The 13,804-nt window shown below is 39.4% G+C and carries 11 protein-coding genes, 1 tRNA gene and 1 pseudogene; 4 read left to right on the forward strand and 9 right to left on the reverse strand.

All coding sequences use genetic code 11. The annotated features are described in order from the left end of the window. Positions 1–84: 84 nt before the first annotated feature. Positions 85–429, forward strand: a pseudogene (locus QZ576_RS22085) (zincin-like metallopeptidase domain-containing protein); the annotation flags it as partial. 25 nt (positions 430–454) lie between these two features. Here the strand turns inward: QZ576_RS22085 and QZ576_RS22090 are convergent. The 9 genes from QZ576_RS22090 to QZ576_RS22130 all read right to left on the reverse strand — a co-directional run bounded on the left by QZ576_RS22090 (position 455) and on the right by QZ576_RS22130 (position 9,607). Beyond that, entirely contained in the window at positions 455–1,672 is a 1,218-nt protein-coding gene (locus QZ576_RS22090) for a site-specific integrase (protein ID WP_297101660.1), read from the reverse strand. Between the two features lie 286 nt (positions 1,673–1,958). Next, a tRNA-Leu gene (locus QZ576_RS22095) sits at positions 1,959–2,045 on the reverse strand. Positions 2,046–2,171: 126 nt separating this feature from the next. Further along, a complete protein-coding gene (pyrI, locus tag QZ576_RS22100) occupies positions 2,172–2,645 on the reverse strand; it encodes an aspartate carbamoyltransferase regulatory subunit (RefSeq protein WP_297101662.1) in 474 nt (157 codons plus the stop codon). A gap of 7 nt (positions 2,646–2,652) precedes the next feature. Further along, the gene (gene pyrB / locus QZ576_RS22105; protein ID WP_297101664.1) at positions 2,653–3,561 is read right to left on the reverse strand and encodes an aspartate carbamoyltransferase; all 909 of its coding nucleotides are present in this window, start codon (positions 3,559–3,561) and stop codon (positions 2,653–2,655) included. Positions 3,562–3,875: 314 nt separating this feature from the next. Then, positions 3,876–4,478 carry a YigZ family protein gene (locus QZ576_RS22110; protein ID WP_297101667.1) on the reverse strand — a complete coding sequence of 201 codons (603 nt, stop codon included), beginning with the start codon at positions 4,476–4,478 and terminating at the stop codon, positions 3,876–3,878. After that, positions 4,478–5,335, reverse strand: coding sequence for an EamA family transporter (locus QZ576_RS22115; RefSeq protein ID WP_297101669.1), 858 nt, complete (start codon positions 5,333–5,335; stop codon positions 4,478–4,480). The genes QZ576_RS22110 and QZ576_RS22115 overlap by 1 nt, the downstream gene beginning before the upstream one ends. A gap of 38 nt (positions 5,336–5,373) precedes the next feature. Then, positions 5,374–6,801, reverse strand: a complete 1,428-nt coding sequence (dnaA, locus tag QZ576_RS22120; RefSeq protein ID WP_297101671.1) for a chromosomal replication initiator protein DnaA — start codon at positions 6,799–6,801, stop codon at positions 5,374–5,376. A gap of 287 nt (positions 6,802–7,088) precedes the next feature. Next, positions 7,089–8,342, reverse strand: coding sequence for an MlaD family protein (locus tag QZ576_RS22125; protein WP_297101673.1), 1,254 nt, complete (start codon positions 8,340–8,342; stop codon positions 7,089–7,091). A gap of 98 nt (positions 8,343–8,440) precedes the next feature. Continuing rightward, positions 8,441–9,607: an N-acetylmuramoyl-L-alanine amidase gene (locus tag QZ576_RS22130; RefSeq protein ID WP_297101676.1), complete on the reverse strand. Its 1,167-nt coding sequence runs from the start codon at positions 9,605–9,607 to the stop codon at positions 8,441–8,443. A 213-nt stretch (positions 9,608–9,820) separates the two neighbouring features. On the opposite strand from QZ576_RS22130, the gene QZ576_RS22135 reads away from it, so the two are divergent. From QZ576_RS22135 to QZ576_RS22145, 3 genes are all read left to right on the forward strand, one after another. Then, the gene (locus tag QZ576_RS22135) at positions 9,821–12,508 is read left to right on the forward strand and encodes a putative LPS assembly protein LptD (protein ID WP_297101678.1); all 2,688 of its coding nucleotides are present in this window, start codon (positions 9,821–9,823) and stop codon (positions 12,506–12,508) included. Positions 12,509–12,636: 128 nt separating this feature from the next. Next, positions 12,637–13,014 carry a RidA family protein gene (locus QZ576_RS22140; protein ID WP_297101680.1) on the forward strand — a complete coding sequence of 126 codons (378 nt, stop codon included), beginning with the start codon at positions 12,637–12,639 and terminating at the stop codon, positions 13,012–13,014. Positions 13,015–13,022: 8 nt separating this feature from the next. Then, on the forward strand, positions 13,023–13,526 hold the full coding sequence (locus tag QZ576_RS22145) for a GNAT family N-acetyltransferase (RefSeq protein WP_297101682.1): 504 nt from the start codon (positions 13,023–13,025) through the stop codon (positions 13,524–13,526). Positions 13,527–13,804 lie beyond the last annotated feature (278 nt).

The raw sequence follows: 13,804 nt of genomic DNA on the forward strand, positions 1-13,804 counted from the left end.
GAGAGCTTTATAGAAAAAGTTTGGATAATAATTTAGTTTGGATAACAAAGTTTATCCAAAATTTAGGATAAGCTTGTCCACTCTACAGGTCATCGTAAACGGTTAAATCGTCACGAAAGGTTTTCTAACCTGAATTTTGCAAGTAAAGATTACTCACAAGAGGAATTGGTTGCAGAAATGGGGGCTGCTTACCTCTGTGGAATTTGCGGCATCGAAAACGCTACAATTGATAACAGTGCTGCTTACATCCAAGGTTGGTTGAAGAAGCTAAAAAGCGATAAGAAGTTTATCGTTCTGGCTTCTGGACTAGCTCAAAAAGCTGTTGATTATATTCTGGATCATCAGGATTCGAATCAGATTCTTAAACCAACGCCAGTTTCGCGAAAAAAACAGAAACAGCCGGAAAAAACAATGTCCATTGCGATGTAGGCAACGGACATTGAAATGTTAATCCTCAAATTACTTTTTTCTTCTCACTAAGCTTTGTTTGAAGCATATCCATATCTTCTGAGATTTTCTGATCAAGAACTTTTGCATAAATCTGCGTCGTTTTTAACGAGCTGTGTCCAAGAATCTTGGAAACAGTTTCAATGGGAACACCATTAGCCAATGTAACAGAAGTCGCAAAAGTATGCCTGGCAATGTGCATTGTAATGTCCTTATTGATTCCACAGATGTCGCCAAGTTCCTTGAGATAACCGTTCATCTTTTGGTTAGATAAAACCGGAAGTAATTTTCCGCTATTTTCGTTCGTAGGGTACTCTGAATATTTATCCAATAACTGCTTTGCTTTGGGGAGCAGTGGAATCCGGCACCGAGTATCGGTCTTTGTTCTGTCGATAATAATCCAGTCCTTTTTGTCGATACCTTTATGCAGGTGATTCTTGTTTAATTTATGAATATCAGAATAGGAGAGACCTGTATAACATGCAAAAACGAAAATGTCGCGTACAATAGCTAATCTTTTAATCTGGATCTTTTTTTGTTCCAGGCGATCAAGTTCGTCTGACGTAAGAATTTCCCGATGAGTTGGAGCTAAGCCAACCTTGTATTTTTTATATGGATTTATCGAAATATGCTCCATTGAAATAGCCAGGTTGAGGACTCTTCTTAAATGTTTATGGTAGTTCCATGCCGTATTCTGATGTACTTTGTATTTTTGTTTAAGGTAAACATCAAAGGCATCAAGAAATCCAAATTTGATCGTCTGTACAGGATAATCGTTTTTCTTGTAACGATCCTTAATAAAAGTTGCCAATCTTTTTCTCGATGATTTATAATGTTTGTAGGTTTCTTTCGAATAACCACCGGTTTTGGCAAGCATACTTTCCAGGTAATAATCAAATACCTCCAGAACACCTGTCTTGTTATCTACCTCTAATAGGTAGTCCTTTATTGTACTTACAGAGAACTCTTCTCCTGATGATCTCAATTGATTGTAATAATCCTGAATCTCGGTTTTTAACTTGTCAAGTCTTTCATTGACAGTATACGCATTCGGCGCACGGTCTTTAACTCTTCCTTTTGCGTCACTCCAATGTTTGGGTTGAATAAACAATCCGGTGGAAAGATCTACTCTTTTTGATTTAACCGTGAATCTGACATAGATGGGCAGTTGACCATCATCATTTAACCTCGATTTTCGAGGATAAAAATGGATAATAACTCTCATAATTACCTCCTTTTAAATTGTTAATAAATGATTCCGGTTGATGCTTAAAACTACTGAATATTGAGCAAAATGAAAACAGTAAAAAGCACCAAAAAGAACCAAATAAAATGTTAAAAATCAAATAATTATAGAGTTTCGAGGGACCATGGATTTGTGAAATTTGCTATGGTCCCTCTGTGGTCCCTCCAAATAAGGCTATATATGGCCTCTTTTGGTATTTTACTAAAAAAGAAAAGCGCTTAAAATCAATGATTTAATCGCTTTTGCTAATTTTTAATATCTAAAATGGTGCCCAGTAAAGGACTCGAACCTTCACGTCCAATAGGACACTAGTCCCTGAAACTAGCGCGTCTACCAATTCCGCCAACTGGGCAAATCTGTTAAGAACATTCCAAAATCTGTGGTGTTTAATCCGTTTCGATTTTGGACGTGCAAATATATAAAAAATCCGCCTTCTTGTTTCTTTAAAAAGGCGGATTTAGCGGAAAACAATTATTTCTTACAACATTTTTATTTGGTTTTCTGCTGTAATCTTTTCGCAGTACTTACATTTTAAAGCAACCGGACTTGTGTTAATTACTTTAAACGAAGTAGTTATCTTTTCGTGGTTGGTAATACACTTCGGATTAAAGCATTTTACAATTCCTGTAATTTTTTCCGGTATCTCAACAATTTTCTTTTCGGCCACCTCGTAATCTCTGATGATATTGAGTTTGGCGTGTGGTGCAATCAATGCAATTTTGTTGATTTCGTCGTTTTCAAAAAACTTATCCGAAACTTTTATAATGGCTTTTGCTCCCAGCTTTCCACTCTCGAGATTAGTTCCGAAAGTGATTTGGTTTTTGATCTTATCAAGTCCTAAAATTGCAATTACCTCAAATAAACTTTTTGCCGGAATGTGGTCGATCACTGTTCCGTCTTTAATGGCACTAACTTTTAACTTTAGTTTCTTCTTTGCGTCATTTTTTTCCATGGCAGTATTATTTAAGGTTCATTACGTGTGAGATAATCGCTTCGCGGGTGAACATACCGTTCAGTGCCTGATCGAAATAATATGCTTTTTCGCTGCTATCAACATCAGTGGCAATTTCGTTTACGCGTGGAAGCGGATGCAACACCCGAACATTTGGTTTGGTATTTTCCAGCATCGCTTTGTTTAAAATGTAAACATCTTTCACTTTTTCGTATTCCATCGGGTCCGAAAAACGTTCCTTCTGAACGCGGGTCATGTAAATAATATCGGCTTCCGAAATGATATCGGTAAACTCTTCGTGCTCAAAATAACGAATGCCTCGTTCTTCCAAATGATGTTTATATGCGCGTGGCATTTGCAGACTTTCGGGTGCAATGAAGTTAAAAATAGGATTCTCGAATTCAGACATGGCCTGGAGCAACGAATGAACCGTTCTGCCAAATTTCAGGTCGCCAACCATAAACAGGTTAATGTTGTCGAGCGTTCCCTGTGTTTTTAAAATAGAATACATGTCGAGCAGGGTTTGTGTTGGATGCTGGTTGGCACCGTCGCCTGCATTAATAATCGGCACACTCGACACTTCTGCTGCATAACGTGCTGCACCTTCAAGCGGATGGCGCATAACAATCAGGTCGGCGTAGTTGCTTACCATTCTGATGGTGTCGTGCAGTGTTTCTCCTTTAGTTGCACTCGAGCTGTCAGGATCGGCAAAACCAACAATTCGTCCCCCCAAACGATTAATGGCTGTTTCGAAACTTAAGCGTGTGCGTGTTGATGGCTCAAAAAAAAGGGAGGCAACAACTTTCCCTTTCAAAAGTTCCTGGTTCGGATTTGCTTCAAAATCCGCGGCCAGTTCCATAATTCTCAGATATTCTTCTTTCGAGAAATCTGTGATTGATATTAAATCCTTCTTCATTGCCTTAAATATTGAATTTGATAATGTGATTGACTAAAAAAACGAAGACCAACATTTCGGAAAATAAAATGTTGGTCTTCGTTAATTGGTAAAAAAGTAGAACCTTTTTTATAGAAAAAAACGATTGCTTTTAAAAATCGTCTGACGCTACTTTGGGAAAAAGAAATCTTCTCAAAGCGTTTGTAAGTGCCTCGCTCAAGAAAATTAAAGTGGAATATCACGCGTAGCATCATGGTTCAAAAATACAGTGTTAGTTAACGTTTGTCAAAAATAGTGTGCCGTACTTATCAGCATTTTATTAACACACGGTAATGCTAATCCAGCCGTTTTATCTCTATCCCGTAGATTTCGTTAAACGACCCGAAAGCTCTTTCATCCTCCGATTTACGGGCTTTAAATATCAGCCGGCAGCTTTCCTGAAAATCGGTTGTAACAATATCGTAGTTATCCTGTTTTAGTTTATTCATAACGGTATTCAGCATGGCATATTCAAATTTTAGTTCATACTGAATTTCAATAAGTTTTGATAAAATATCGGCATTGTTCAGCGCTTCAACAGTGGCTTCCCGGTAGGCATTAATTAAGCCACTTACACCAAGCAATGTGCCTCCGAAATAACGAACTACTACTACCAGAATATTGGTTACCTCGTAGCTTTGTAATTGCCCTAAAATGGGTTTCCCTGCTGTTGATGAAGGTTCGCCGTCGTCGTTGGCACGGGTGCGAATTTCTTCGGTGCCCAGTCGCCAGGCATAACAATGATGGCGCGCACTGTGGTGTTCTTTTTTTAATGCGGCCACCAAATCCTTTACTTCTTCTTCATCTTTTAAAGGGTAGGCGTACGAGTAAAATTTGCTGCCTTTGTCTTTAAAATAGCCGGTACTTGGTGTTTCTATGGTTTTATATTGATCGTCCATTATAACATGAAATATAAACTGATGAGTGCCAAAACAACACCCGCAAAGTTAATTTTATTCAGGCGTTCTTTAAAAAGTAAAGTGCCTAAAATGGTTGTTAATGCTACTATTGCCATATGATTTAGCGCGAAAACCAGCGAACTTTCCAGTCCTGATTTGTTCAACGCTTTTATTATAAAATACAGTGAACCAAAATTTACCACTCCCAAAAGTATCCCGAGTATTAGTGTTGCCGGGTTTAAACGCTGCCGGTATGTTTTGGTGATTACTGATACAACGATGCCGCAAATAAAAGCAACTGCAAACACCAAAATAGTGTACAGCGAGGTTTCGTTGTCGGAAATTTTTACAGCCTGAACGTATTTCACTATCGAATCAATCAAACCACTTCCGAAAAAGATAGCAAGTGGCAATCCAATATAAATGAGGTTGACTTTAGCTTTGTCTTTTTTGTAGACCGTTAATCCAACTGCAATTACAGCGGTAACAATTCCAATTTCTTTTATTGTTGAAAGATGCTCGTTAAAATAGATCAGCGAGAAAGTTACCGGAAAAACCAGCGATAATTTATTGGCCAGTGTAGTTACTGTAATTCCTGCTTTTTGTGAACTGTAACCAATCAAGTAAAACATGGCAATAAAAAGGATCCCAAGGATTACAGCAAAAGGCATCCAGTGGGGAAGTGCCAGCGGATTTTTACCATCGGCAAATGGATGAAACAAAAGAATGCCCAGTAAACTGGCCGCCAGATAATTTATCGTTATCAGCGATTGAAGTTTACAATTGTAATTTTTTGCAACTCTGAAAATCACATAGATCATTGACGATGAAAGGATGCACAGGATCAGGTATATCATACGGGCAAAAAAAAGGCAGGCTTAAAAGCCTGCCAGTATTACATTTTTAATTTCTTTTCTATGTCCTCGACAAACTGTCGGAAATTCTTGTCGGTATCCTTCAGATTGTTTACGGTTTTGCAAGCGTGGAGAACCGTGGCGTGGTCTTTACTACCAATTTGTGCCCCGATACTTGCCAGCGAGTATTTCGTTAAACTTTTCGAGAAATACATGGCGATTTGCCGTGCCTGAACGATTTCGCGTTTCCTGGTTTTGGTTTGCAGTGCATCAACCGGCATGCTGAAATAATCGCAAACTACTTTTGAGATGTACTCGATAGAAAGCTCGCGTTTTGAGTTTTTAACCAGTTTGTTGATCAACTTGGCTGCCAGCTCCAGCGTAATTTCGCGTTTGTTCAACATCGATTGTGCCAACAATGAAACAAGTGCACCTTCCAGCTCGCGAACATTATTTGTTACGTGCGAAGCAATGTATTCCAACACTTCTTCCGAAAGGGTAATGCCGTCTTTATATATTTTCCGACGCAGAATTTCCATGCGGGTTTCAAAGTCGGGTGTTTGCAAATCAGCAGTCAGTCCCCACTTAAAACGCGACAGTAAGCGCTGTTCCATTCCTTTCAACTCAATAGGCGGCTTGTCTGATGTTAAAATCAGCTGTTTACCCATTTGGTGCAAGTGGTTGAAAATGTGGAAGAATGTTTCCTGTGTTTTTTCTTTTCCGGCAAATTCATGCACATCGTCAAGAATCAACACATCAACCATTTGGTAGAAATGTAAAAAGTCGTTGCGGTTATTATTACGCGTTGCCTCGGTAAATTGCGTCTGAAATTTGTTTGCGTTTACATACAATACCACTTTATCTGGGAAATTTTCTTTTACTGCAATACCAATTGCTTGCGACAAGTGCGTTTTTCCCAAACCAGAGTTACCGTAAATCATTAAGGGGTTAAAAGCTGTTCCTCCCGGATTTTGTGCAACGGCAAAACCTGCACTGCGCGCCAGTCGGTTACAATCGCCTTCAACAAAATTTTCGAAAGTATTGTCCGGTTTTAATTGCGGGTCGATCTGTAATTTCTGGATCCCCGGAATTATAAATGGATTCTTAATTGTTGCTTTTTCCTCTGCTTTTAATGGCACAGTAAGTGGTTTATTTTGAATTTTGTTATTGTTATTCGTAGGATAACTAACAGTATACGGTTCATTACTGTTTTTATTGCTTAAAACAACGTTATATTCAAGTTTGGCTCCGTTGCCCAAAACCATACGAAGTGTCTTGCGAAGAATGTCGATAAACTGTTCTTCAAGGTACTCGTAAAAGAAGGCACTTGGTACCTGAATTGTTAATACTTTGTTTTCCAATTTAACCGGTTCGATCGGTTCGAACCAGGTCTTAAAGCTGCTGCTAGGAACGTTATCTTTTATAACGTTGAGGCATTTCTCCCATGCAGATCTGTATTCGTTGTTCATTTACAATTGCTGGATAATGAGGTTCTACAAAAAAATTTCCCTAGTGGTATTCCGACAGCAAAAGTTGCGAAAAAAAAGTTAAAAAAAAAATCATAATTCTATTGGAAAAATAACATTTGTCATAGTTCGTTATAAGTCAGGCATTTAAAATTTTAAATTTCTGAAAGATTTATAAGTGCCTGAAATACAGTTGTTTATTTTTAAGTGGTTGAACAGTAACCATATAGCTGGTGGGGTCTGGTGGGGTCGATTTTTTTAGCAAATTGCTATCAACAATTGGCAGTTAATTACCGTATTTGCTTCAAAGCCTTTTTAAGCTTGATAAGTTGGCCATTTTTGAAGGCTACGATGCTTGATTCCGGAAATTCAAATCGTAAATTTTGATAGATTTCCTCTATCTCGCTGTACTTGCTCGTAGCGCCGGTTAAATAGTTATAAACATTCCCTGTGGTGTATTCTTCCACATCGTCTATTTCATCAAAAATTTCGGCATCGGTACCCAATTGTGTTTTGGTTGAAAGCAAGTGAACTTTAAAAACGATGTCTTTCGATGAAGCATCGTCTTTGGTATTAATATATACTTCCTTGCCAAAATCGAATGCAGAAACCTGAAGGTAACGTTTTGGATTTTGCTGAATATCGCCAATCAGGAATCCCATATTCTCCGAAAGGGTATTTATCGACTGGTATAATTCATCGTCGTTAAGTAACAAACCGGCTGAATTATCATCGCTGTTCAGTTTTTCCAGTATATTTTCAATTTCTGCCGAGGCATTGGCGAGGTTGTTTAAAACAGGTGTAACCGAAACATTGGCCAGTGTATCTGAAAAACTATTCAGGTTTTGAATGGTGGCCTCAAATTCGGCAGCATTATTTTTAAAGGTGGCAGTTAAATCTTCAATATTCGATACAATGTTTTTTACATTACCTTTCTCCGAAGCCATTATTTCCTGAAGATCGGCAGTGGTGGCTTCAATATTTTCAACAGTCTGACTTATTTTCGCAAAACTGCTTGTGAGGTTTTCGCGTGCATCTTCGTTAAAAATAATGGTAAGTACGGTAATGGCCGAATCAACAGTGCTCAGCAATTCTTCAGCTTTATTTTTTAGCGGAAGCACCTGCATGCTCACCTGATCTTTCAACCCGGCTTCGAGCGATCCTTTAATGGTATCGTTCGATTGGTACATTTCATTTTCGCCACTGTAAATAATCTCAATCGATCGCGTTCCCATAATATCGCTACTAATAATACGTGCGGTAGATTTTACAGGAATTTTAAATGAAGAGTTGACAGAAAAGGTAACAATCAGCCGTCCGGTGTTGTCGGGTGCAAATTTTACTTCGGTTACCTGCCCAATTTTGAAACCGTTAAGCGTTACATCGTTCGATTTTACCAAGCCGTCAACGCGGTCGTAATACACATGATAATAGTCGTTTTGCTTAAATATATCGTTGCCTTTCAGGAAACTTAAACCCCAGATAAGTGCGGCTAATGAAAAGACGATTAAAATTCCAAGTTTCGTGTATTTTGCATTCTTCATGGCGGAAAAATAAGATTTTAATGTAAAAGTAGCCAATTCCAAAGGGATTAATCAATCCTCTGTTAGCTTTTTTACAGAAATTAACTTATCAACCTGATTTATTTTAAAGTCGAAATCAGGTTATTATTTTTGAAAGCAACTACAAAGGCGTTGGGGTATTTCGGGCTTATTCTGCGTTGTTCCAACTCGGCTTCTTTTATCGATTGAAATTTTCCCGAAAAGTAACGGTTGAGGTTTTGCCCTTCTACCAGAAAAATATTTTGTTCGCCCTTAAAATTGGCAGGCGTAGCTTCCAGTTTTCGTGTTAATGCCATTATTTGCACCGAATAAAATACTTCATCAGTCTTTTGCTGCGGTGCCGGACTTCCTGCTTGCGCTAACGGTAGTTGCGATAAAGCTGAACTTTTATTCTGCGATGTATTGATTTCCGGTACAGTTTCGTTTTCGGTTACCAAATGAAAGCTGCTGCGCTGCTCAATATCTGATTTGTATTCGCGAAAAGCTCGGAAAATGGAATAGGCGAGTCGTGTTCTTCCGGCTTCGCTGGTGAGGTATTGCCGCTCGCCGGTGTTACTTATAAAACCTGTTTCGATTAAAACACTTGGCATAGTTGTTTCGCGTAATACCAGGAAACCGGCCATTTTTACGCTGCGGTCGAGCCGTTTGGCATAATCGCGGAATTCATTTTGAATACTCGACGCCAGCATAACACTCTGTCCCTGGAATTCTTCCTGCATGGTTTCAAACATGATGTACGACTCGGGAAGATTCGGATCAAAACCTTCGTAAGTGGTGTTGTAATCGTCCTCTAAAAGAATTACGGCATTTTCCTTTTTGGCCACTTCCAGGTTGTCGTCGTTGCGGTGCAGCCCCAGCACAAAAGTTTCGGTTCCCTGCACACTTCGGGCGCCAACAGCATTTACATGGATAGATATAAAAAGGTCGGCCTCGTTTTTATTGGCAATTTCGGCCCGCTTATATAATGGTATAAAAACATCGGTGGTGCGTGTGTAAACCACTTTTACATCGGGGTAATTATCTTTTATTGTTGTTCCGAGTTTTAAGGCAATATCGAGTACAATGTTTTTTTCAACGGCATTGCCAAACGATGCGCCAAGGTCACGGCCGCCATGTCCCGGGTCGATAACCACAACGGCAATGCCTTCTTTTTGGTTTTCAGCCGAAAATGGATTTGCGGCAAAAGATTGCACTGTAAAACAAACGCTACAAATGAACAGAAGTAATTTTAAACCTTGTTGTGCCATGTAAATATCTGATCTGTATTCAACTATATAAACACATAAATGCGGAGAATTAGTATTTGTTCGATACCATTTTATTTATTTGCTTTGCCCCGCTTACGGCTTGTAAACGTAAAAATAGAAATATTAGCATTATTTTACATTTTATAGCACTTTAGTATACGCCATATTTATATTTTTGTGCAGCCGAAGTACATTTGAAACGCAGAAAACATTTTGTATAAATTAATCATCACATATTTATTCCTGGTAGCTCCTTTTTTGATTTTAGCTCAGGAACCAACCATAAGTGTGGCTCCGCAGCAACAGGTTCCCGACTCAATTTTGTCGGAATATTATAGCTTGCAGGATACCTCCATACTTGATACCGCAATACTTGAAAGTACCGGTATTGATACAATGGGAATGGTAAAAGAAGAAAAACCCGTAATTGATGCGCCTATTGACTATACGGCTGCCGACTCGATGATTGTATCTCTCGACGGGCAAAAGGTGTATTTATATAACCAGGCAAAAGTTACTTACCAAAATATTGAACTGGAGGCGTATTATATTGAGCTGGACTTGGAAACCAAGGAGATTTATGCCGAAGGAGTTTTGGACTCGGTGGGAGAGATGACACAAAAACCACTGTTCCGACAAGGTTCCGAAGAATACGAATCGGAAACGATGCGTTACAATTTCGAAACGGAAAAGGCTTTTATTACCAAAGTTGTTTCGGCACAAGGCGAAGGTTTTATTCACAGCGACCGTACCAAAAAGATTGGCGAAGAGGTATTTATTACCAAGGATGCCAAATATACTACCTGCGATGCCGATCATCCGCACTTTTATTTGCACCTTACAAAAGCCAAAGTTGTATCGAACCAAAAGATCATTACCGGTCCGGCCTACATGGTTTTAGAAGATTTTCCGATATACTTCCCGATTCTTCCGTTTGGATATTTCCCTAATTCGCCGACTTACTCGTCGGGTATTTTAATTCCGAAATACGGTGAGGAGCAAAACCGTGGATTCTTTCTGCGCGACGGAGGTTATTACTGGGCGGCAAGCGAATATTTCGATTTGGCTGTTCAGGGTGATATTTATTCGCGTGGTTCGTGGGGTACACGCATAAAAACGAATTATAAGAAACGCTATAAGTTTGGTGGTAATTTTGGTTTTGAATATGCCAAAAACAAATACGGCGAACAGGGGCTGGATAATTACTCGGTGGGAACGCAATACAAAATTTTGTGGTCGCACTCGCAGGATTCGAAAGCCAATCCGAATCAAACATTCTCGGCCAGTGTAAACATTTCGTCGAGCGGTTACGATAAGCAGAATGCCTACAACATGAACGACTATTTGACGACCACAAAATCGTCGAGTATTTCGTATGCACGAAATTTTGAGAATACGCCATTTAACTTGTCGATGAACCTGCGTCATTCGCAAAACACCAAGGACAGTACCATGTCGTTGTCGTTGCCCGAAATGACCTTTAATATGGCAAAGATCTATCCGTTCAGAAAAAAGAACCGTAGCGGAAGTGTTAAGTTCTACGAGAAATTTGGTATTAACTATACTGCAAACTTTAAAAACTCGATTAACGCCAAGGAAAGCGAAATACTTCACAGTTCGTTTGCTACCGACTGGAAAAACGGTATTCGCCACAATTTGCCGATTTCGTTCCCGAGTTTTAGTTTGTTTAATCACATTAATTTCAGCCCCGGTATTAGTTACAACGAAAAGTGGTACTTCAAAAAATTCAACTATAACTATGAAGAAGGGGGCGAGTACACCGGAAATCCTTCATCAATTCCCGACAATGTTCGGATTGATACCATTACCGGTTTAAACCGCGTTTACGATTATGCCTACAGTTTAAGTGCTTCGGCCAATATTTACGGTATGTATATTCCTCGAAATCCGAATTCGAAAATTAAAGGTATTCGTCACAAAATGACGCCTTCGGTTTCGTTTAGTTACCGCCCCGATTTTGGTAAGGAACATTATGGATACTGGCAGGAAGTGCAGATTGATGATGAAGGAAATACACGTTATTTCGATACTAATTTAGGTGGTATTTATGGTGGTTCTCCGGGTATGGGGGAGTCGGGAGCTATTTCATTCTCGGTGAACAACAACCTGGAGATGAAAAAACTTGATGTGCGCGATTCGACAAAAACCGATGAAGAACAGCAATACAAGAAGGTGAAAATTATTGATAACCTGAGTATTTCTTCGTCTTACGACCTGATTCGCGACTCGCTTAATTTGTCGCCATTTAACATCCGGGCACGTACAACTGTTGCCGGTGTTAGCATTAATATGGGAACCACGCTCGATCCGTATATGGTTGATGAAAATTACCGCAAGATTCATAAATATGTATGGAACGAACGTAGCGGGATCAAAAAGCTGGGACGTGTAACCCGCGCCAACCTTTCGTTTGGAATGAATTTTAACTCGAAGGACAAGAAAAAAGACAATAACAATGAAGGCGGCAACCAGGAAGGAGCACAAGGACCACCGGAAGAAACTTTGCCTGCAATTTTTGATGACTATGCCGATTTTAGTATCCCATGGGATTTTGGATTCGACTACAGTTTAAACTATACCGGAGCAACTAGTGCCAATCCTAACGGCCGGGTAACACAAACTTTAGGTTTACGCGGAAATATTAGTATTACCGACAAATGGCAAATGAGTGCTATGACCAACTTCGATATTCAGGAACAAGAGTTTGCATTAACTTCTTTCCGCCTGAACCGCGACCTGCACTGCTGGAACATGTCGTTTAACTTTGTGCCTTTTGGCTACCGTAAAAGTTACAGCTTTACCATTAGCGCCTCGTCGTCGATGTTGCAGGATCTGAAGATCCAGAAACAGCAAAGTCACTACGATAACTTTAATTTCTAATTCGATAAAGAGGACGAAATGTCCTTTTGATATTGAATGCTAAATTCATTTTAAAGGTTCGTTTTGACCTGCCTTTAATCTTGAAAATTGGGTGATATTCTTGTATCTTCACAAGAAAAATTTGCATTATGAAAAAGATAATCTCAACTGAAAAAGCACCAGCTGCAATTGGTCCATACAGTCAGGCTGTTGAAGTAAACGGAACACTTTATATTTCAGGACAGGTACCACTCGATCCGGCAACAATGAAAGTTGTTGAAGGTGGAATTACAGAGCAAACCGAGCAGGTAATGAAAAATATTGGCGAGATTTTAGCCGAGGCCGGTTATTCATTCTCCGATGTGGTAAAATCGACTTGCCTGTTAAGCGATATGGCGAATTTTAAAGCCATGAACGAAGTTTACGGAAAATATTACAGCGAGATTCCACCTGCAAGAGCTGCATTTGCTGTAAAAGAGTTGCCACTGGGTGTTATGGTCGAAATTGAAACTATTGCCGTAAAATAAGCTTAAGAATGAGTAACGCGATTCGCCTCGAATTAATGGAGGAGAAAGACTTGTGTCTGATAAAAGACATATACAATTATTACATTGCTAATTCTACGGCTACTTTTCATACCGGTTCGGTAACTGAAGATGATTTAAAAGGAATTTTACCCATTGGCGATAACCGATTCCGGTCGTTTCTGATTTACTTTAATAATGAAGTAGCGGGATATTGCTATTTGGGGCGCTATAAACCCCGTGCCGCTTACGATCGAACTGCCGAAGTAACCATTTACCTTCAACCGGAATATTTCGGGAAAGGAATTGGCCGCGATGTTTTGCTGCAGATGGAGCAAAAAGCACTGGAGGTTGGCATTGTTGTGCTAATGGGAATTATTACCGCCGAAAACGAAGCCAGCGTAAAACTGTTCGAACGAATGGGCTACGAAAAATGCGGGCACTTTAAACAGGTAGGAGAGAAGTTCGGTAGAATACTGGATGTTGTGGCCTATCAGAAATTACTTGATCAGTAAAATAATAGTCCACGAATTTCTCGAACTTCACTAATAAAAAGGATGTCATCTTTTGAAAAGATGACATCCTTTTTTTTTCAGACCCCCTATAATCCCCCAAAGGGGGATATTTCCTCTCAGTCAGCTGACGGAAGGTTAGGAGGGGTTAATAGACCATGTCTTCAATAGACACTTTGTAACAAAATAAAAAGGGTTTCCATATGGAAACCCTTTTACCGTTTTTAGTATTGTGTATGCAAAAATATGCTTATTCCGCAACAACTTCAAATTCAATCTCA

This window comes from uncultured Draconibacterium sp. (assembly GCF_913060805.1).
In the GTDB taxonomy this organism is placed as follows: domain Bacteria; phylum Bacteroidota; class Bacteroidia; order Bacteroidales; family Prolixibacteraceae; genus Draconibacterium.